The organism is Geodermatophilus sp. DSM 44513 (assembly GCF_032460525.1).
Lineage (GTDB): Bacteria > Actinomycetota > Actinomycetes > Mycobacteriales > Geodermatophilaceae > Geodermatophilus.
Genome location: NZ_CP135963.1, coordinates 1,704,773 through 1,723,943, shown reverse-complemented (window position 1 = coordinate 1,723,943; position 19,171 = coordinate 1,704,773). Strand labels below are relative to the sequence as shown.

19 protein-coding genes are annotated in these 19,171 nt (G+C 75.4%); 14 read left to right on the top strand and 5 right to left on the bottom strand.

Annotated features, from left to right (window positions below; genetic code table 11):
* Positions 1-30: 30 nt before the first annotated feature.
* On the top strand, positions 31-1,962 hold the full coding sequence (gene asnB, locus RTG05_RS08395) for an asparagine synthase (glutamine-hydrolyzing) (RefSeq protein WP_166528265.1): 1,932 nt from the start codon (positions 31-33) through the stop codon (positions 1,960-1,962).
* Between the two features lie 76 nt (positions 1,963-2,038).
* On the opposite strand, the gene RTG05_RS08390 is transcribed toward asnB, so the two are convergent.
* The gene (locus tag RTG05_RS08390) at positions 2,039-2,386 is read right to left on the bottom strand and encodes a HesB/IscA family protein (protein WP_166528264.1); all 348 of its coding nucleotides are present in this window, start codon (positions 2,384-2,386) and stop codon (positions 2,039-2,041) included.
* Between the two features lie 146 nt (positions 2,387-2,532).
* Between RTG05_RS08390 and RTG05_RS08385 the strand changes: the two genes are divergently transcribed.
* Both RTG05_RS08385 and RTG05_RS08380 read left to right on the top strand, forming a co-directional pair.
* Positions 2,533-3,138: a DUF3043 domain-containing protein gene (locus RTG05_RS08385; protein WP_166528263.1), complete on the top strand. Its 606-nt coding sequence runs from the start codon at positions 2,533-2,535 to the stop codon at positions 3,136-3,138.
* Between the two features lie 78 nt (positions 3,139-3,216).
* On the top strand, positions 3,217-4,200 hold the full coding sequence (locus tag RTG05_RS08380) for an aldo/keto reductase family protein (RefSeq protein ID WP_166528262.1): 984 nt from the start codon (positions 3,217-3,219) through the stop codon (positions 4,198-4,200).
* A gap of 162 nt (positions 4,201-4,362) precedes the next feature.
* Here the strand turns inward: RTG05_RS08380 and RTG05_RS08375 are convergent, their stop codons facing one another.
* A complete protein-coding gene (locus tag RTG05_RS08375; RefSeq protein WP_166528261.1) occupies positions 4,363-4,575 on the bottom strand; it encodes a hypothetical protein in 213 nt (70 codons plus the stop codon).
* Positions 4,576-4,698: 123 nt separating this feature from the next.
* On the opposite strand from RTG05_RS08375, the gene RTG05_RS08370 reads away from it, so the two are divergent.
* Genes RTG05_RS08370 through RTG05_RS08355 form a run of 4 tightly spaced genes read left to right on the top strand, consistent with a single transcriptional unit; the run spans position 4,699 to position 7,031 of the window.
* The gene (locus RTG05_RS08370; RefSeq protein ID WP_315912434.1) at positions 4,699-5,154 is read left to right on the top strand and encodes a phage holin family protein; all 456 of its coding nucleotides are present in this window, start codon (positions 4,699-4,701) and stop codon (positions 5,152-5,154) included.
* Complete coding sequence (locus tag RTG05_RS08365; RefSeq protein ID WP_166528260.1) at positions 5,151-5,618, top strand: DUF3618 domain-containing protein; 468 nt, start codon at positions 5,151-5,153, stop codon at positions 5,616-5,618. The genes RTG05_RS08370 and RTG05_RS08365 overlap by 4 nt, the downstream gene beginning before the upstream one ends.
* Complete coding sequence (locus RTG05_RS08360; RefSeq protein ID WP_166528259.1) at positions 5,615-5,890, top strand: DUF4235 domain-containing protein; 276 nt, start codon at positions 5,615-5,617, stop codon at positions 5,888-5,890. The genes RTG05_RS08365 and RTG05_RS08360 overlap by 4 nt, the downstream gene beginning before the upstream one ends.
* 1 nt (position 5,891) lies before the next feature.
* Complete coding sequence (locus RTG05_RS08355) at positions 5,892-7,031, top strand: YihY/virulence factor BrkB family protein (protein WP_166528258.1); 1,140 nt, start codon at positions 5,892-5,894, stop codon at positions 7,029-7,031.
* Between the two features lie 78 nt (positions 7,032-7,109).
* On the opposite strand, the gene gcvT is transcribed toward RTG05_RS08355, so the two are convergent.
* Positions 7,110-8,240, bottom strand: coding sequence for a glycine cleavage system aminomethyltransferase GcvT (gcvT, locus tag RTG05_RS08350; RefSeq protein ID WP_315912433.1), 1,131 nt, complete (start codon positions 8,238-8,240; stop codon positions 7,110-7,112).
* Between the two features lie 87 nt (positions 8,241-8,327).
* Here gcvT and RTG05_RS08345 point away from each other — a divergent pair, with 87 nt between their 5' ends.
* Positions 8,328-9,836, top strand: coding sequence for a leucyl aminopeptidase (locus RTG05_RS08345; protein WP_166528257.1), 1,509 nt, complete (start codon positions 8,328-8,330; stop codon positions 9,834-9,836).
* A gap of 19 nt (positions 9,837-9,855) precedes the next feature.
* On the opposite strand, the gene RTG05_RS08340 is transcribed toward RTG05_RS08345, so the two are convergent.
* Positions 9,856-10,200 carry an oxidoreductase gene (locus RTG05_RS08340; RefSeq protein WP_166528256.1) on the bottom strand — a complete coding sequence of 115 codons (345 nt, stop codon included), beginning with the start codon at positions 10,198-10,200 and terminating at the stop codon, positions 9,856-9,858.
* Between the two features lie 153 nt (positions 10,201-10,353).
* Here RTG05_RS08340 and lpdA point away from each other — a divergent pair, with 153 nt between their 5' ends.
* From lpdA to RTG05_RS08325, 3 genes are all read left to right on the top strand, one after another.
* Positions 10,354-11,733 carry a dihydrolipoyl dehydrogenase gene (gene lpdA / locus RTG05_RS08335; RefSeq protein ID WP_166528255.1) on the top strand — a complete coding sequence of 460 codons (1,380 nt, stop codon included), beginning with the start codon at positions 10,354-10,356 and terminating at the stop codon, positions 11,731-11,733.
* A gap of 41 nt (positions 11,734-11,774) precedes the next feature.
* The gene (gene sucB / locus RTG05_RS08330) at positions 11,775-13,730 is read left to right on the top strand and encodes a 2-oxoglutarate dehydrogenase, E2 component, dihydrolipoamide succinyltransferase (protein ID WP_166528254.1); all 1,956 of its coding nucleotides are present in this window, start codon (positions 11,775-11,777) and stop codon (positions 13,728-13,730) included.
* 88 nt (positions 13,731-13,818) lie between these two features.
* Positions 13,819-14,727, top strand: coding sequence for a TIGR01777 family oxidoreductase (locus tag RTG05_RS08325; protein WP_166528253.1), 909 nt, complete (start codon positions 13,819-13,821; stop codon positions 14,725-14,727).
* 7 nt (positions 14,728-14,734) lie between these two features.
* Here the strand turns inward: RTG05_RS08325 and RTG05_RS08320 are convergent, their stop codons facing one another.
* Positions 14,735-16,372 carry a serine/threonine-protein kinase gene (locus RTG05_RS08320; RefSeq protein ID WP_166528252.1) on the bottom strand — a complete coding sequence of 546 codons (1,638 nt, stop codon included), beginning with the start codon at positions 16,370-16,372 and terminating at the stop codon, positions 14,735-14,737.
* A gap of 118 nt (positions 16,373-16,490) precedes the next feature.
* On the opposite strand from RTG05_RS08320, the gene RTG05_RS08315 reads away from it, so the two are divergent.
* The 3 genes from RTG05_RS08315 to lipB are packed head-to-tail and all read left to right on the top strand — an operon-like array spanning position 16,491 to position 19,142.
* Positions 16,491-17,738, top strand: coding sequence for an NAD(P)/FAD-dependent oxidoreductase (locus RTG05_RS08315; protein WP_166528251.1), 1,248 nt, complete (start codon positions 16,491-16,493; stop codon positions 17,736-17,738).
* The gene (locus tag RTG05_RS08310; protein ID WP_166528250.1) at positions 17,738-18,472 is read left to right on the top strand and encodes a Type 1 glutamine amidotransferase-like domain-containing protein; all 735 of its coding nucleotides are present in this window, start codon (positions 17,738-17,740) and stop codon (positions 18,470-18,472) included. The genes RTG05_RS08315 and RTG05_RS08310 overlap by 1 nt, the downstream gene beginning before the upstream one ends.
* Positions 18,473-18,494: 22 nt before the next feature.
* Complete coding sequence (gene lipB, locus RTG05_RS08305; protein ID WP_166528249.1) at positions 18,495-19,142, top strand: lipoyl(octanoyl) transferase LipB; 648 nt, start codon at positions 18,495-18,497, stop codon at positions 19,140-19,142.
* The last annotated feature ends 29 nt before the right edge of the window (positions 19,143-19,171 follow it).

The following is a 19,171-nucleotide window of genomic DNA, read 5'->3' as shown; positions in this document are numbered from 1 at the left end:
ACACGATCGACCTCCCGGAGACCCCTCGCCATGTGCGGCCTGCTCGCCTACCTGTCCACCGACGCCGACCGCGTCGACGACACCCGGGTCAAGGAGGTGCAGGAGGCCCTGCACTGCCTGCGGCACCGCGGTCCCGACGAGACCCAGGTCTGGAGCGACGCGCGGGTCGCCTTCGGCTTCAACCGGCTGTCGTTCATCGACATCGAGCACAGCCACCAGCCGATGCCCTACGCCGACGGCCGCTACCGGATCGTCTTCAACGGCGAGATCTACAACTACGTCGAGCTGCGCCAGGAGCTCGCGGCGCTGGGCGCCCGGTTCAGCACCGAGGGCGACACCGAGGCGATCGTCGCCGGCTACCACTACTGGGGCCAGGACGTCGTCCGGCGGCTGCGCGGCATGTTCGCCTTCGTCATCTGGGACACCCGCACCGGGACGGCGTTCGGCGCGCGCGACCCGTTCGGCATCAAGCCGCTGTTCACCGCCCGCCTGGCCGACGGCGCGCTGGTCGTGAGCTCAGAGAAGAAGGCCGTGCTGGAGCTGCTCGGCGGCACCGACAGCGCCGGCGGGGTGGACTCGGCGTCCCTGCAGCACTACCTGACGCTGCAGTACGTGCCCGAGCCCGCGACGCTGCACCGCGGCATCCGGCGGATCGAGAGCGGCACCAGCTTCACCGTGGTGGACGGCGAGCTGCACACCTCCCGCTACTTCCACCCCTCCTTCCCCGTCCGGCCGGTCGCGCCGGAGGAGCAGCAGGGCCTCTACGACCGGATCGCCCAGGTGCTCGACGACTCCGTGCGGGTGCACATGCGCGCCGACGTCACCGTCGGGTCGTTCCTGTCCGGCGGCATCGACTCCACCGCGATCGCGGCGCTGGCCAAGCGGTACAACCCCGACCTGATGACCTTCACGGTCGGCTTCGAGCGGCAGGGGTTCTCCGAGATCGACGTCGCCGCGGAGTCGGCGGCCGCCATCGGTGTCGAGCACGTCACCAAGGTCGTGACGCCCGAGGAGTTCGCCGCCGCCATCCCGCTGGTCGTCTGGTACCTCGACGACCCGGTCGCCGACCCCGCACTCGTGCCGCTGTACTTCGTCGCCCGCGAGGCGCGCAAGCACGTCAAGGTGGTGCTGTCCGGCGAGGGCGCCGACGAGCTGTTCGGCGGCTACAACATCTACCGGGAACCGCTGTCGCTGGCCGCCTTCGACCGGCTGCCCGGCGGCGTCCGCCGGGCGCTGGGCGCGCTGTCGGCGCGGCTGCCCGAGGGCATGCGCGGCAAGGACCTGCTGCGCCGCGGGTCCATCCCGCTGGAACAGCGCTACTACGGCAACGCCCGCATCTTCCGCGACTCCGAGCTCGGCTTCCTCGAGCGGCGCGACCCCGACCTGTCCCACGTCGCGGTCACCCGGGAGCTCTACGAGCGCACCCGCGCGGCCGGTTACGACGACGTGACCGCCATGCAGTACGTCGACCTGTTCACCTGGCTGCGCGGCGACATCCTGGTCAAGGCCGACAAGATGACCATGGCCAACTCCCTCGAGCTGCGGGTGCCGTTCCTGGACCCCGAGGTGTTCGCGGTGGCCGGCACGCTGCCGGTCGGCCAGCGCGTCACGAAGGAGACGACGAAGTACGCGCTGCGCCGGGCGCTGGAGCAGGTCGTGCCGCCGCACGTGCTCAACCGGCGCAAGCTCGGCTTCCCGGTGCCCACCCGGCACTGGCTGGCCGAGGACCTGCACGACTGGGCGCGGCAGGTGGTCGAGGACAGCCAGACCGACGAGTGGCTGGACCGCCGGCAGGTGCTGTGGATGCTCGACGAGCACCGGGACAACCAGCGGGCCGGCTCGCCGGTGGACCTGTCCCGCAAGCTGTGGACGCTGCTGGTCTTCATGGTCTGGCACGGCGTCTTCGTCGAGCAGCGCATCACCCCCGACGTCCCGGAGACGGTCTACCCCGTCCGGCTGTAGCCGGAGACGACGGAGGCCCGGCCCCCCGAGGGGGACCGGGCCTCCGACCAGGCCCCTCTGCGGAGGGGCCCTCCCGCTAGCTGAAGCTGTCGCCGCAGGCGCAGGAGCTGCCCGCGTTCGGGTTGTCGATCGTGAAGCCCTGCTTCTCGATCGAGTCCACGAAGTCGATCACCGCGCCCCCGAGGTACGGGCCGCTCATCCGGTCGACGATGACCTCGACGCCACCGAACTCGAAGGTCTGGTCGCCGTCGAGGAACCGCTCGTCGAAGAAGAGCTGGTAGCGCAGGCCTGAGCAACCGCCGGGCTGGACGGCGATGCGCAGGCGGAGGTCGTCGCGACCCTCCTGGTCCAGCAGCGCCTTGACCTTCGCGGCAGCCGGGTCACTGAGGATGACGCCGGTGGCCGTGGTGTCCTGCACCGTCATGTTGGAAGTCCTCCCACGTTCGAGGGTGCCTGCTGCGGCACGTCCTGCAGCAGGCCAACGCCGCCGGAGCGGAGCCTCTTCCCACTGTACGGCGTCGGTGCTCGCGCGGACCTGGAGCGAGCGGGGTCACCCGTAGAGTGGAGGCCGTGAAGCTCCGCCTGCCCGGGCGCCGGGACCGCACCGAGGCCGCGCCCGACCCCGCCGCAGACCTGACCCCGCAGCTCGTGAAGGCCGGGGGCAAGGGCCGGCCCACGCCCAAGCGCCACGAGGCCCAGGGCCGCCGTCCCGGCCCTCCCCCGCCGCCGCCGCGGACGCGCAAGGAGGCGTGGAAGCGGATGCGGGAGCAGCCGGCGGGCGCGCGGGGGGCCACCCGCGCCGGCGCCGCCCGCGGCGAGGAGGTCGCCCTGCCGGCCCGCGACCGCGGCCCGGTGCGCAAGCTGGTGCGCGACGTCGTCGACGCCCGCCGCAACGCCGGCAGCTTCTTCCTGCTCGTGGCCGCCCTGGTGCTGTTCGGCAACTTCCTGCCCGAGCCGGTGCGCTCCTACTCGGTGTCCCTCTGGCTGGTCTTCTTCGCCGTGATGATCGTCGACTCGTTCGTGCTCGGCCGGCGGATCAAGAGGGCGGTGCTGGAGCGCTTCCCCGGCCAGGACCACAAGATGCGCAGCCTGGTCTGGTACGGCGTCACCCGGGCCACGATGGTGCGCCGCTGGCGGTTCCCCAAGGCCACCGTCCCGCTCGGCGCCCGCGTCTGAGAGGCCCTCCTGCAGGGTCCCGCCGCGAGCCTGCGAGCGGTGGGGGGCAGGAGGGTCCTTCCACTAGCGTCGGACGGCGTGGAATCCCGACGACTGGGCCGTTCCGGCCTCTCCATCTCCGCCATCGCCTACGGCAACTGGCTCACCCACGGCGGCCAGGTCGAGGAGGACGCGGCCCAGGCCTGCGTCCGCGCCGCCCTCGACGCCGGCATCACCACCTTCGACACCGCCGACGTCTACGCCGGCACCCGGGCCGAGTCGGTGCTCGGCCGCGCGCTGGCCGGCCAGCGCCGCGAGGGCCTGGAGGTCTTCACCAAGGTCTACTGGCCCACCGGCCCCGGGCACAACGACCGCGGGCTGTCCCGCAAGCACGTCGTGGAGAGCTGCCACGCCTCGCTGCGGCGGCTGCAGACCGACTACGTCGACCTCTACCAGGCGCACCGCTACGACCCGACGGTGCCGCTGGAGGAGACGATGACCGCCTTCGCCGACCTCGTCCGGGCCGGCAAGGTGCTCTACATCGGCGTCTCGGAGTGGAACGCCGAGGAGATCGCCGCGGGCGCCGCCCTGGCCCGCGACCTCGGCGTCCAGCTGATCAGCAACCAGCCGCAGTACTCGATGCTCTGGCGGGTCATCGAGGCCGAGGTCGTGCCCACCTCGGAACGGGAGGGCGTGTCGCAGATCGTCTGGTCGCCGCTGGCACAGGGCGTGCTGACCGGCAAGTACGTGCCCGGTGAGCAGCCGCCGCCGGGGAGCCGGGCCAGCGACCCGGACGCCGGCCGGTTCATCCAGCGGTTCATGACCGACGACGTCCTGACGCGGGTCCAGCAGCTGCGGCCGGTCGCCGACGACCTGGGCCTGTCCATGGCCCAGCTGGCCATCGCCTGGGTGCTGCAGAACCGCAACGTCGCGGCGGCGATCATCGGGGCGACGCGGCCGGAGCAGGTGCACGACAACGTGGCGGCGGCCGGGGTCACCCTCGACGCCGACGTGCTCGCCCGCATCGACGACGTCCTCGGCGACGTGGTCGAGCGCGATCCCGCCAAGACCGCCCGCGGCTGACGAAGGACCTTCCTGCCCCCCAGGAAGGACCCCCTCGCCCCCCGTCACTCGCAGGCTCGCGGCGGGACCCTGCGAGGGGGCCGATCTCCGCTCGGCGCAGGGCCCTACGAGGGGGCCGTTCCCGTCCCTCGCCTGGCCTCGACCTCCGATGGAGGTCGAGGCTCAGGCGGGGGCGAGGCCCATCGGGCCGTAGACCCGCCGGTCCCCGTCGAACAGGGTCACCGTGGCGACCCCGCGCTCGAGCAGGCCGCGCCAGTTCTCCCCCAGCCAGGACTCCGCGTCACCCTGGTTGTCCGCCTGCGGGACCTCCACCCCGACCTCGGCGGGGTCCATCACCGCCCCCGTGGGGTCCTCCAGCCGCCAGTACCAGCTCATGGCCGCAGGCTATGTGCTCGGCGGCCGGGCGGGCGGCGACGCCCGGGTGCCGGCAGGGGGTTACCCGGGCGATCATCGGGGGCATGTGAGCACCTCGACACCGCTGCCCGGTTCGGAGGACCGATGACCGACCCCACGGTGGGCGCCAGCCGCGCGCCCACCCCGCCCCCCGCCCCCGCGGACGCCTCGACCGGCCAGCTCATCGGCCAGCTGACCGAGCAGGTCAGCCGGCTGGTGCGCGACGAGGCCCGGCTCGCGCAGGCGGAGGTCGCCCAGAAGGCCAAGCGGCTGGGCGTCGGCGCCGGGCTCTTCGGCGGTGCCGGGCTGTTCGGCGGTGCCGGGCTGTTCGCCTTCCTCGGCCTGGCCGTCCTGGTCGCCGCCGCCGTCCTCGCCCTGGCCCTGGTGCTGCCCGCCTGGCTCGCCGCCCTCGTCGTGGCCGTGGTGCTGTTCGCCGTCGCCGGCGTGCTGGCGCTGGTCGGCAAGAAGGACGTCGAGAAGGGCGCACCGCCGGTGCCCACCGAGGCCATCGCCAGCACCAAGGCCGACATCGCGACCGTGAAGGAGAGTGCACGCCGGTGAGCACACCAGTCAGCTCCGGCGCCGACGGGCGGGACCGGACGTCGGCCCGCGGCGCGACGCCGAACGACCCGGACGCCATCAAGGCCGACATCGAGGCCACCCGCGAGCAGCTCGGCCGCACGGTCGACGAGCTGTCGCAGCGCCTCGACGTCCCCGAGCGGGCCCGGGAGAGCGCCTTCCGCGCCCGGGACACCGCGGTCGAGACCTACCGGGAGAACCCGCCTGCGGTCATCGGCGCCGGGGCCGGCCTGGCCGCGCTGCTCGGCCTGCTGGTGTGGCGGCGCAGCACCCGGGACCGCCGCCGGGCCGCGCGCCGGGCGAAGCGGGAGGTCAGGGTGGCCGCCGCCCGTCAGGCCGCGGCGGAGAAGGCGGCCCGCAGGACCGCGCGGAAGGCCGCGAAGCGGGCGGCACGCCGGACGGCGGAGCGGACCCGCGCTCGGCGGGCCGCGAGGAGGACGCGGTGAGCAGCACCGGGGCCAAGCTCGTCTACCGGCCGATCGGCCTGCTCGGCGGCGTCCTCGCCGGTGTCGTGTCCGGAGCGGTGTTCAAGCAGGTGTGGAAGCGCCTGTCGGACGAGGACGACGCACCGGACGCCCTGCAGAGCGAGTACCGGATGCGCGAGGTCGTGCTCGCCGCGGCCCTGCAGGGGGCCATCTTCGCCGCGACCAAGGCCGCCATCGACCGGCTCGGCGCCCGCGGCTTCACCAAGCTGACCGGCAACTGGCCGGGCGACTGACGTGAGCAGCACCAGGCCCCGGGAGAGCGCGGTCGACCGGATCAGGGAGCGGGTCGAGGAGAAGGCGGCCCGGCGGGCGGCCGCGAAGGCCGCCGAGGCCCGCGCGCCGCACCCGCAGGCCGACCGGCCCCCGCCGGGAGCACCCGGTGAGGACCGGCTGCCCGGGATCACCGCGGACACGCCGACGGAGATCCCCTGGCGGGGCTGGAAGCAGATCCTCAAGCGGGCGTGGGCCGAGCACAACGCCGACAACATGCCGATCATCGCCGGCGGCGTGGCGTTCTGGGGCTTCCTGTCCATCTTCCCGGCGCTGATCGCGACCATCTCCCTCTACGGCCTGGTCGCCTCACCGGAGACGGTCACCCGCCAGATCGAGGACCTCTCCGCGCAGCTGCCCGAGGAGGCGGCGCAGCTCATCGGCGAGCAGCTGCGCAGCCTGGCCACCGGCAACGGGGGCGCGCTCAGCCTCAGCCTGGTCGTCTCGCTGGCCGGCGCGCTGTGGAGCGTCTCCGGCGGCATGGGCAACCTGATCACCGCGGTCAACCTGGCCTACGACGAGGTCGAGACCCGCAACTTCGTCAAGCTGCGGGCGACCTCCCTGGTGCTCACCCTCGGCGCCATCGTCTTCGTGCTGGTCACCTTCAGCCTGGTGGCCGTCGTCCCGGTGGTGCTGGACGCCCTGCCGCTGGGGCCGTTCGCCACCGTCCTCACCCAGGTGGCGCGGTGGGTGCTGCTGCTCGGGGTGTTCGCCGGGTCGCTCGCCGTCCTGTACCGGGTGGCACCGGACCGGGACGCCCCCAAGCTGCGCTGGGTCAGCCTCGGCGCGGTGGTGGTGACCGTCGTCTGGGCCCTGGTCAGCGTGGCGTTCAGCTTCTACGTCGACCGGTTCGGCTCGTACAACGAGACCTACGGGACGATCGCCGGCGTCATCGTGCTGATGCTGTGGCTGTACATCACCTGCTACCTGCTGCTGCTCGGCGCGGAGATCAACTCCGAGGCCGAGCACCAGACCGCGCAGGACACCACCGAGGGCCCGCCGGCGCCGATGGGCGAGCGGGACGCCGTCGTCGCCGACAGCCTGCCGGACAAGCCCGAGCCCTCGAAGGAGGACAAGGACCCCACCCACAAGAACGCGGGCTGAGAGTGAGCTGTTGGAACGGCCACCCTCCAGGGGCACGCGCCGAGCGCAGCGAGGCGTGGGGGGGAGGGTGGTCCTTCTTCAGCGCACGCGGGAGGGCACGAAGGGCGGCCGCACCACCTGCACCGGCTGCGGCCGCCCGCGCACGTCCACGGCCAGCTCGCTGTCCTCGCCCGCGCCGGACGCGGTGTCCAGCAGGGCCAGGGCGATGCCGGTGCGCAGGGACGGCGAGAAGGTGCCGCTGGTGACCTCACCGACGCGGGCCCCGCCGGCGTCGAGGACGGCCATCCCCGGCCGCGGGATCCCCCGGCCCGGTGCGCGCAGGCCCCAGAGGAGGCGCGCCGGCCCGGCCTCCTTCTCGGCCAGCAGGGCAGCCCGGCCCCAGAAGGCCGGCTTGCGCCAGCCCACCGCCCAGCCGGCGCGGGCCTGCACCGGGGTGATGTCGGGTGAGAGCTCGTGGCCGTGCAGCGGGTAGCCCATCTCGGTGCGCAGGGTGTCCCGGGCACCCAGCCCGCACAGCCGAAGCCCCTCGTCGCGGCCGTGCTCGACCAGCACGTCCCACAGCTCGCCGGCGTGCTCGGCGCCCACCAGCAGCTCGTAGCCGTGCTCGCCGGTGTAGCCGGTGCGGCACACGGTGACCTCGGCCGAGCCGCCGCCCAGGCCGGTCACGAAGGACATGTAGGGCAGCTCACCGGGCAGCCCGAGGAAGGCCAGCAGCGGCAGCGAGCGGGGGCCCTGCACGGCGAGGACGGCGACCTCGGTGTGCCGGTCGGTGACCGTCACCCCCGGGGGGGCGGCGTCGGCCAGCCGGGCCACGACCTCGGCGGCGTTGGCGGCGTTGGGCACCAGCAGGACGTCGTCGGGCCCGTGCAGGTAGACGATCAGGTCGTCGACCACGCCACCGGCCCGCGGGTCACCGTCGGGCAGGCAGCACATCGTGTACTGCGCCTGGCCCGGACCGATGCGGGAGAGGTCGTTGGACAGGCAGCTGTCGACGAACGCCGCGGCACCGGTCCCGCGGACCGTCGCGGTGCCCAGGTGGGAGACGTCGAACAGCCCGACCCCGGTGCGGACCGCCTCGTGCTCGGCCAGCACGCCACCCCCGGCGTACTCGATCGGCATCGACCAGCCGCCGAAGTCGGCCAGCTTGGCGCCGGCCGCCAGGTGCCGGTCGTGCAGGGGCGAGGTGCGGGTCGGCATCGGCGCGGTCACGGACGGCACGCTAACGCGGCGACGCCGCCGGGTCCCGCGGCCGACCTGCGAGGCGCGGGGGCAGGCCGGTCCTCCTACGATCGTCCGGTGCCGCCGACGATCTCCGCCACCGACCGCCCGCTCGAGAAGACCCGCGCCGACGCCGTCGTCGTCGGCATCGGCAAGGGCCCCGGCGGCCTGCTGCCGACACCGGGCGCGGAGGCGGTCGACCGCCTGCTGGGCGGTCGCCTGATGAGCGCCCTGGCCGACCTGGGCGCCCGGGGTGCGGAGGACGAGGTCACCCGCGTCGCCTCGCTGGGCCAGGGCCCCTTCCCGGTGGTCGCCGCCGTCGGCCTGGGCGCGCCCCGGCCCGAGGGCGGGTACACCGCCGAAGCGGTCCGGCGGGCGGCCGGTGCCGCCAGCCGGGCACTGGCCGGCCGCCGCTCGCTGGTCACCCTGCTGGCCGCCGTCGGCGGGACGCCGGACGACCAGCGCCTGCACGCCGTCGGGGAGGGCAGCCTCCTCGGCGCCTACGAGTTCACCGCCTACAAGTCCGACCTCGACGGCCGACCCACGCCGCCGCGCGAGTTCACCGTCGTCGTCCCCGACGCCGGCGCCGCCAAGGCCGCGCTGGAGCGCGCCCGGGCGGTCGCCGAGGCCGTCGCCCTGGTGCGCGACCTGGTGAACACCCCGCCCAACGACCTGTACCCCGCCGAGCTGGCCGCCCGCGGTGCGGCCGCCGGCAAGCAGGCCGGGCTGGCCGTGGAGGTGCTCGACGAGGCGGCGCTGGCCGCCGGCGGCTACGGCGGGGTGCTCGCCGTCGGTGGGGGCTCCGCGCGCGGTCCGCGCCTGCTGCGGCTGGCCTACAGCGGCAAGCGGCCGCGCACGCGGGTCGCCCTGGTCGGCAAGGGGATCACCTTCGACAGCGGCGGCCTATCGATCAAGCCGGCCGCGAACATGCACCACATGACCAGCGACATGGCCGGCGCCGCCGCCGTGATCGCCACCGCCTGCCTGGTCGCCCGGCTCGGCCTGCCGGTCGAGCTCACCGCGACGGTGCCGATCGCGGAGAACCTGCCCAGCGGGACCGCCTACCGCCCCGCCGACGTGGTGACCTTCCGCAACGGCAAGAAGGCCGAGATCACCAACACCGACGCCGAGGGCCGCGTCGTCCTGGCCGACGCCCTGGCCCGCGCGGCCGAGGACTCCCCCGACGTCATCCTGGAGACCTCCACCCTCACCGGCGCCCAGCTGGTGGCGCTGGGCTCGCGGACCGCGGGCGTGATGGGCAGCGACGAGATGCGCGACGCCGTCGTCGCCGCCTCGGCCCGCAGCGGCGAGGCCATGTGGGCCATGCCGATGCCGGCCGAACTGCGCCGGGGCATCGACTCTCCCGTAGCGGACTTCGTCAACGCCAACGCCGACCGGATGGGCGGCATGCTCGTCGGCGCGCACTTCCTGGCCGAGTTCGTGCCCGCGGGCCTGCCCTGGGCGCACATCGACATCGCCGGCCCCGCCTACAACACCGGTGCGCCGTGGGGCTACACGCCCAAGGGCGGCACCGGCGTCCCCGTGCGCACCCTGCTGGCCGCCATCGAGGACCTCGTCGCCCGGTGAGGTGCCGGGGCGGCCACCGTCAGGGGCGGTCCCGGCGCTGGCGCGCCGTCCAGTCGCGCATGCGCTGCGGGTAGCCGGTGACCTGGGCGTCGTACACCGGGATCCCGAGCTCACGGGACAGCCGCCGCGCGGTCTCCGGCCCGTCGATGCGGCGCCGGGTCCACTCGCCGTCCGCGGCCACCAGCACGATCGTGGTCTCGGTGACCGCCGTCCGGGGCTCGACGTACCCCTCCACACCGCGCCGGGTGGCGACGAACTGCTCCAGGTGGGCGACGTCACCCCGGCCGGCAGCACGATCCAGCGTGCTGCGGTCCGGCGTCCCACGGCTCGGCGTCCGCCGGCGCAGCCGGCCCCACAGGCCCATGCCCGCTCCCGTCCCTCCCGGGTCGCGCTCGGGTCGCGACGTCCGCGCTGCCAACGGTGCGTTCCGCCGCCGCGTTCCCGGGGTGGCAGGATGGGCGGGCATCATCCCCCGCGCGTGTGAACGGGCGGGACCCCGGCACCCGAGGAGAGACTCGTGAGCGCACCCACCTCGCCCGCCGACCTGGTCATCCTCGGCGGTGGTTCCGGTGGCTACGCCGCAGCCCTGCGCGCCGCCGAGCTGGGCCTGTCCGTCGTCCTGATCGAGAAGGACAAGGTCGGCGGCACCTGCCTGCACCGTGGCTGCATCCCCACCAAGGCGCTCCTGCACAGCGGCGAGATCGCCGACAGTGCCCGCGAGGGCGAGCAGTTCGGCGTCAAGACGTCGCTGGCCGGCATCGACATGGACGGCGTCAACGCCTACAAGGACGGCGTCGTCTCCCGGCTGTACAAGGGCCTGCAGGGGCTGATCAAGAGCCGCGGCATCCAGTACGTCGAGGGCGAGGGCCGGCTGGTCTCCCCCACCGCCGTCGAGGTGGCCGGGCAGCGCTACGAGGGCAAGCACGTGCTGCTGGCCACCGGCTCCTACGCGCGCACCCTGCCGGGCATCGACATCGACGGCACCAAGGTCCTCACCAGCGACCACGCGATGAGCCTGGACCACGTGCCCACCTCGGCGGTCATCCTCGGCGGCGGCGTGATCGGCTGCGAGTTCGCCAGCGCGTGGAAGTCCTTCGGCGTCGACGTGACGATCGTCGAGGCCCTCCCGCACCTGGTGCCGCTGGAGGACGAGTCCTCCTCCAAGCTGCTCGAGCGCGCCTTCCGCCGCCGGAAGATCAACTTCGAGCTGGGCAGCAAGGTCTCCGGCGTGCAGACCACCGAGAACGGCGTGACGGTCTCGCTGGAGAACGGCAAGGAGATCGAGGCCGAGCTCCTGCTCGTCGCCGTCGGCCGCGGCCCGGTCAGCCAGGGCCTGGGCTACGAGGAGGCCGGCGTGGCGATGGAGCGCGGCTACGTGCTCGTCGACCAGTACATGCGCACCAACGTGGAGACCATCTCCGCCGTGGGCGACCTCGTCCCCAGTCTGCAGCTGGCGCACGTCGGCTTCGGCGAGGGCATCCTCGTCGCCGAGCGCCTGGCCGGGCTGGAGCCGGCGCCCATCGACTACGCCGGCGTCCCCCGGGTCACCTACTCCGAGCCCGAGGTCGCCTCGGTCGGCCTCACCGAGGCCCAGGCCAAGGAGCGCTACGGCGACGTCAAGGTGCTCACTTACGACCTCGGCGGCAACGGCCGCAGCCAGATCCTCAAGACCCAGGGCGCGGTCAAGCTGGTCCAGGCACCGGAGGGCCCCGTGGTCGGCGTGCACATGGTCGGCAGCCGGGTCGGCGAGCTCATCGCCGAGGCCCAGCTGATCTACAACTGGGAGGCCGAGGCCGACGACGTGGCCAGCCTGATCCACGCGCACCCCACGCAGAGCGAGGCCCTGGGCGAGGCGCACCTGGCGCTGGCCGGCAAGCCCCTGCACGCGCACAGCTGACCCACCCCACCCTCCCCCGGAGCCAGAAGGAGCCCGCGTCGATGCCGACGTCCGTCACCATGCCCGCCCTGGGCGAGAGCGTCACCGAGGGCACGGTCACCCGCTGGCTCAAGCAGGAGGGCGAGCAGGTGGAGGTCGACGAGCCCCTCCTCGAGGTGTCGACCGACAAGGTCGACACCGAGATCCCGTCCCCGGCCGCCGGCGTGCTCACCAAGATCCTGGTCTCGGAGGACGAGACCGTGGACGTCGGCGCGGAGCTGGCGGTCATCGGCGGGGACGGCGACGGTGGCGCTCCGGCCGCCGCCCCGGACACCGCCGAGGCCCCGGCCCAGCCGGAGCAGGAGCAGGCCCCGGCGCAGGACACCCAGCCCGAGCCGGAGCCCGAGCCCGAGCCCGCCCCGGCGTCCTCGGGCGGGTCCGGCGCGGGCGGGTCCGGCGGCGGTGACTCCGGCGGCGGCGAGGGGACGACGGTGACCATGCCGGCGCTCGGGGAGAGCGTCACCGAGGGCACCGTGACCCGCTGGCTGAAGTCCGTCGGCGACGAGGTGACCGCGGACGAGCCGCTGCTGGAGGTGTCCACCGACAAGGTCGACACCGAGATCCCCGCGCCGGTGTCGGGCACCCTGCTGTCGATCTCGGTCGGCGAGGACGAGACCGTGGACGTCGGCGCGGAGCTGGCCGTGATCGGCTCGGGCTCGGCCGGTGGCAGCGCGCCGTCCCAGCCCGCTCCCGCCCAGCAGGAGACCCCCGCCCAGCAGGAGACCCCGGCCCCGCAGCAGCCGCAGTCCCAGCAGGAGCAGCGGGACCCGACGCCGCCCTCGCAGGCGACCGAGCCGACCCCGCAGGCCGACCCCACGCCGCAGCAGGCCAAGCCGGGGTCCGCGGCACCGGGAGCGGACTACGGCACCGGCGGGGTGCTGCCGAGCACCTCCCCGACCGACGCGCCCTCGCCGGCGCAGGCGGTGGCCCCGCAGGCCCCCGCGGCCCCGAAGACCCCGTCCCCGGCACCCACCGGGGACGGCGGCGGTCAGTACGTCACCCCGCTGGTGCGCCGGCTGGCCGCCGAGCGGGGTGTGGACCTCTCGTCGGTCACCGGGACCGGTGTCGGCGGGCGGATCCGCAAGCAGGACGTCATCGCCGCCGCCGAGCAGACCGCCGCCCCGGCCGAGACGTCGGCGGAGGCACCCGCCGAGGCCCCGGCGGAGGCCCCGGCCGCGGCCTCCGGCCGGCCGGCGCCGAGCCCGTCGCCGGCCGCGCAGCCGGACACCACGCTGCGCGGGCGCACCGAGAAGCTGTCCCGGCTGCGCGGTGTGATCGCCCGCCGGATGGTGGAGTCGCTGCAGGTCAGCGCCCAGCTGACCACGGTGGTGGAGGCCGACGTCACCGCCATCGCGCGGCTGCGCGACCGGGCCAAGCGGGACTTCGAGGCCCGCGAGGGCGTCAAGCTGTCCTTCCTGCCGTTCTTCGCCAAGGCGGCGGTGGAGGCGCTCAAGGCGCACCCGGCGGTCAACTCCTCGATCGACCTCGAGGCCGGCACGGTGACCTACCACGACGCGGAGAACCTCGGCGTCGCGGTGGACACCGAGCGCGGGCTGCTCGTGCCGGTGATCCGGGACGCCGGCGACCTCAGCATCGGCGGCCTGGCCCGCAAGACGGCCGACCTGGCCGACCGGACCCGCGCCAACAAGGTCACCCCCGACGAGCTCGGCGGCGGCACGTTCACGCTGACCAACACCGGCAGCCGCGGGGCGCTGTTCGACACGCCGATCATCAACCAGCCGCAGGTGGCGATCCTCGGCGTCGGCACGGTGGTCAAGCGTCCGGTCGTCGTCCAGGACCCCGACCTCGGCGAGGTGATCGCGGTGCGGTCGATGGTCTACCTGGCGCTGACCTACGACCACCGCATCGTCGACGGCGCCGACGCCGCCCGCTTCCTCACCACGGTGAAGCAGCGGCTGGAGGGCGGCCAGTTCCACGGCGAGCTCGGCCTCGGCTGACGAAGGACCCCCTGCCCCCCACCACTCGCACGCTCGCGGTGGGCCCCTGCAGGGGGCCACGTCGGCTCAGACCCCCGGAGGAGTTTCGTTGAAGGTCGCGGTCACCGGCTCCTCCGGGTTGATCGGGTCCCGGCTGGTCCCGGCACTTCGCGCCGACGGGCACGAGGTGCTGCGGCTGGTGCGCCGCACACCGCGCACGGCCGACGAGCACCGCTGGGACCCGCAGCACCGGCGGATCGACCCGGCGGTGCTGGCCGACGTGGACGCCGTGGTGAACCTGGCCGGCACGCCCATCCGCCCGCGGCCGTTCACCGCCGGGTACAAGGAGCAGCTGCGCGCCAGCCGGCTGGACAGCACCGCGACGGTGAGCGAGGCCCTGGCGGCCGCCGCACCCGCGGACCCGGCCCGCCCGAGGGTGCTGCTGTCGGCCTCGGCGGTCGGCTACTACGGCGACACCGGTGACCGACCGGTGCAGGAGGACGCGCCTGCCGGCAGCGACTTCCTGGCCCGGCTGTGCGCCGAGTGGGAGGCCGCGACCCGGCCGGCCGAGGACGCCGGCGTCCGGGTGGCCCACCTGCGCACCGGGCTGGTGGTCGGCCCCGACGCCATGCTCGTGCGCATCCTCGGACTCGTCTTCAAGGCCGGCCTGGGCGGCCGGATGGGGTCGGGACGGCAGTACTGGCCCTGGATCAGCCTGGACGACGAGGTGGGCGCGATCCGCTTCCTGCTGACCGCCGACGTCTCCGGGCCGGTCAACCTCACCGGCCCGGAGCCCGTCACCAACGCCGAGTTCGTCCGGCGGCTGGCCGCGGCGGTGCACCGGCCGGCCGTGCTGCCGGTGCCCGGGCCGGTGCTCGCCCTGGCCCTCGGCGAGTTCGGCCGGTCCAGCGTCCTGGCCGGCCAGCGCGCGCTGCCGGCGGTCCTGGAGCGGGCCGGCTACCGGTGGACCCACCGCGACCTGGACGAGGCCTTCCGGGCGGCCCTGCAGCCGGCCTGACCCGGGCTCAACCCACCCGCTCGGCCGACGCGATGCGCCACCCGGCGTCGGTGGCCACCAGCGTCATCCGGACCTCGGCCTCTCCCCGCCCGGCCACGAGCCGCACCGGCGGCCCGGCCGGGTCGGCCGCGGACACCACCGTGTGGTCCGGCCACCGGTCGACCACCCGGAGCACCACCTGCCCGCCACCGGGCGTCGCCTCCAGCACGGTGGCACCGACCACCTGCGGGGCGAAACCGCGCACCGCCTGCCCCGCGGCGGTCAGGGCGACCACGGAGTCCCGGTCGGCGGCCGCCAGGGGGCTGCCGGGCGCGTACACCTCCTCGAGCAGCGCCACCGACCCGCTGGACAGCGCCTCGGAGCGGCGCTGGTAGAGCCCGGTGAGCCGGCCGGCCCAGTCCTCCTCGAGCACGTCGGCGGGCGCCGTCGGCGCGGCGGACGCCGGCGCCGGGACGGTGACGGGGGGCGAGGGCCGCGCCGGGCCCGTCGTGACCGGTCCGGGTGCGGACGGGCCGGGCGGCGCCGACGACGTCGGTGCGCTGACGGCCCGATCGGCCAGCGCGGTCTGCGCGGCCCCGGGTGCCGCCCCGCTGCCCCAGGAGACGCCCAGCCACACCAGTCCGCCGAGCACCGCGACGCCGGCGACCGGCACACCGGCCCGCCGGAGCAGCCGCCCCGCGACGGCGGCGCCCGCCCGCAGACCACGGCGGGCCGGGGCCGGCTCCGGCACCGCCCGCCGGTGCCGGCCCGGGACCTGGTGGGTGAGCTCCGTGCGCGGGCCGCGGCCGGTGCGGGCCAGGTCCTCGTCGGGCACGCCGGCCCGGGGCAGCCGCACCGGCTCCGGCCGGCAGGCGTGCCGCAGGTCGAGCGCGAAGGCGGCCGCCGCGCCCCGGTCGTGCGGGTCGACCGAGAGCCCCCGCGCCACGACGGCCAGCAGCTCCGGCGGGGCGTCGGGCGCGAGCTCGGTGAGGTCGGGCAGCTCGCCGTCCGCGGCCACCCGCAGGGTGTCCGCCGGCGTCGCGGCGTTCCACGGCGCCACGCCGGTCAGCGCGTGGAAGGCCGCCGCGGCCACCCCGAAGACGTCGGAGGCCGGGGTGCAGGCACCGCCCCGGGCCACCGTCGGGTCGACGTAGGCCGGCGTGACCTCGCCGGCGGACTCCTCGCCCAGCACCCGCGCCACCCCGAGGTCGGTCAGCACCGGGCGGCCCTCGGCGGTGAACACGACGTTGCCCGGGGACAGGTCACCGTGCACCACCCCGCGGTCGTGGGCGTGGGCCAGCGCGGCGGCCACCGGGGCCAGGGCGGTCACCACCTCCCCCGGCCGCAGCCGGCCCCGGCGGGCGAGCAGCGCGGCCAGGCTGCCGCCGGTCAGCAGGTCGAGCACCAGGGCCACCCGCGGCTGCCCGCCGCGGCGCGGCTCGTGGACGACCTCGTGCAGCCGCACCAGGTGCGGGTGGTCCAGCTCCCCGAGCAGCGCGGCCTCGCGCGCCTGCCGTTCGGCGTCGCCGGCGGCCAGCAGCTTCACCGCCACCGCCGGGCCCCCCGAGCGGGGCACCGCCCGCCACACCTCGCCGGACCCGCCGCGGCCCAGCAGCTCCTCCAGCCGGTAGCCGGGGACGACGGGCGCGGGCGGGGACGTCGGCATGGCGGGCACCGTAGGCCGCCGGCCGGGCACCCCGCGGGCGCTGTCCACAGGCGCCGGCACCGTCCACGGATCCGGCCTGGCCGCGTGCGCCGGCGCCCGGCGGCATAGGTTCGCAGGCATGCCGCTGCCCGCCCGTGCCGAGGTCGTGGTCGTCGGGGCCGGGCTGGCCGGGCTGTCCGCGGCCTGGCGGCTGGCCGCCGCAGGCTGCGACGTGCACGTCCTCGACGCCGCCCGCCACGCCGGCGGACGGGTCGCCACCGAGGTCGTCGACGGGTTCGTGGTCGACCGCGGCTTCCAGGTCCTCAACGTGGGCTACCCCCGGGTCGCCGACCTCGACCTGGCCGCGCTCGACCTGGGCTGGTTCTGGGCCGGCGCGGTGGTGCGGGTCGACGGGCGCGCCCACCGGGTGGTCGACCCGCGCCACCGCCCGGCGCAGGTCCTGGACACGCTGCGCGCCCCGATCGGCTCCCCGGTCCGCAAGGCGGCCATCGCCGCGTTCTCCGCCCGGGCGGCGCTGACGCCGGTGCGGCGGCTGCTGCGGGCGCCGGAGACGACCGCGGAGCAGCGGCTGCGGTCGGTCGGGGTCGGCGACGCGGCGATCGACCGGTTCTTCCGGCCGTTCCTCGCCGGGGTGCTGCTGGAGGACCGGCTGGAGACCTCCAGCCGCTACCTGGACCTGCTCTGGCGCAGCTTCGCCCGCGGGCCGATCGGGCTGCCGGCCCGGGGCATGCAGCGCATCGGCGAGCAACTGGCCGACCGGGTGGGTGACAGGCGGGTGCACCTGGGGGTGCGGGTCGGCGCGGTGACCGGCACCGGGGTCACCTCCGACGCCGGCCCGGTGCGGGCCGACGCCGTCGTCGTCGCCACCGACCCGGACACCGCCGCCGCGCTGGTCCCGGCCGTGACCGGCTCCGCACCGCGGCAGGTGACCACCCACCTGCACGTGCTGCCGGCCTCACCGACCGGGGAGCCGCTCATCGTGCTGGGCACGCCCGGTGGGCGGCTGGTGAACAGCGTCGTGCTGACCGACGCCCAGCCCGCCTACAGCCCCGACGGGCGGGCGCTGGTCGCGAGCTCCAGCCTGGCCCCGACCCGGGAGGCCGACGTGCGCGGCGAGGTGGCCGCGCTGCACGGCGTCGCCCCCGGCGACCTGGAGCACCTCACCTCGGTGACCGTCCCCGGCGCCCAACCGGCCGCCCTGCCGCCGCTGCAGCACCGCCGGCCGGTGGACCTCGGCGGGGGTCTCTACGTCTGCGGTGACCACCGCGACACCCCGTCCATCCAAGGCGCCATGGCCAGTGGCCGGCGCACCGCCGCGGCGGTCCTGCGCGCCCTGCGGCCGACGACCGCGACCGGAGCCGCCTGATGCCCGCGACCGCCCCGACCATCCTGGCCACCAGCATCGGCTTCGACTCCCGCCGGCGCGGCCCCCACGACTGGGCCCCCGGTCCGGTGTTCGACCTGGCCGTCGAGCTCGCCGGTGCGCCCGAGCGCCCGCGGCTGTGCCACCTCGGCACCGCCACCGGCGACGACCCGGTGCGGCTGGCCGGCGTCTACGGCGCGTTCGCCGGCAGCCGGGTGCAGGTCACCCACCTGAGCCTGTTCCCGATGCCCACGGTGCCCGACGTGCGCGCCCACCTGCTGGCCCAGGACGTGGTCTGGGTCGGCGGGGGCAGCGTGGCCAACCTGCTGGCGGTCTGGCGGGTGCACGGCCTCGACGAGGTGTTCCGGGAGGTGTGGGAGGCCGGTGTCGTGCTCGGGGGCGTGTCCGCGGGGTCGCTGTGCTGGCACGTCGGCGGCACCACCGACTCCTACGGCCCGGAGCTGCGGCCCGTCACGAACGGGCTGGGGCTGATCCCGACGTCGAACGGCGTCCACCACGACTCCGAGGAGCAGCGCCGACCGCTCTACCACCGGCTGGTCGCCGACGGCACGCTGCCCGGCGGGCACGCCACCGACGACGGCGCGGGCCTGGTGTACCGCGGCACCGAGCTGGTGGAGGTCGTCGCCGACCGCCCGCACGCGGCCGCCCACCGCGTCGAGCGCGGACCGGACGGCACCGCGGTGGAGACCCGCATCGAACCCCGGCGCCTGCGCTGAAGAGGGGCATACGCTGGCCGTCGTGACTGAGCTGGAGGTCGTCCGGGCGGGCACGGTCCCCTACGAGGAGGCCTGGGAGCGCCAGCGGGCGCTGCACGCGGCCCGGGTCGCCGGGGAGGGTCCGGACACGCTGCTGCTGCTGGAGCACCCGTCGGTCTACACGGCCGGCAAGCGCACCGCGGCCCACGAGCGGCCGCAGGACGGCACGCCGGTCGTGGACGTCGACCGCGGCGGGAAGATCACCTGGCACGGGCCCGGCCAGCTGGTCGGCTACCCCATCGTGGCGCTGCCGGACCCGGTGGACGTCGTCGCCTACGTCCGCCGCCTGGAGGGCGCCCTGATCGAGGTCTGCGCCGGCTTCGGGGTCGAGGCCGGGCGGGTGGAGGGGCGCAGCGGCGTCTGGCTGCCCGCCGACGAACCGGGCCCGGACGGCCTCGGGAGGCCCGAGCGCAAGGTCGCCGCGATCGGCATCCGGGTGGCCCGCGGCGTGACCATGCACGGCTTCGCCCTCAACTGCGACCCCGACCTCGCGGCGTTCGGCGCGATCGTCCCGTGCGGCATCCCCGACGCCGGCGTGACGTCGCTGTCGGCCGAGCTCGGCCGCGACGTCCCGGTCGCCGAGGCGGTCGACCCGGTCGACAAGGCGGTCCGCGCCGCGCTCACCTGGTGATCCGGAGTCGCTGGGTGACGGTTCCCGTC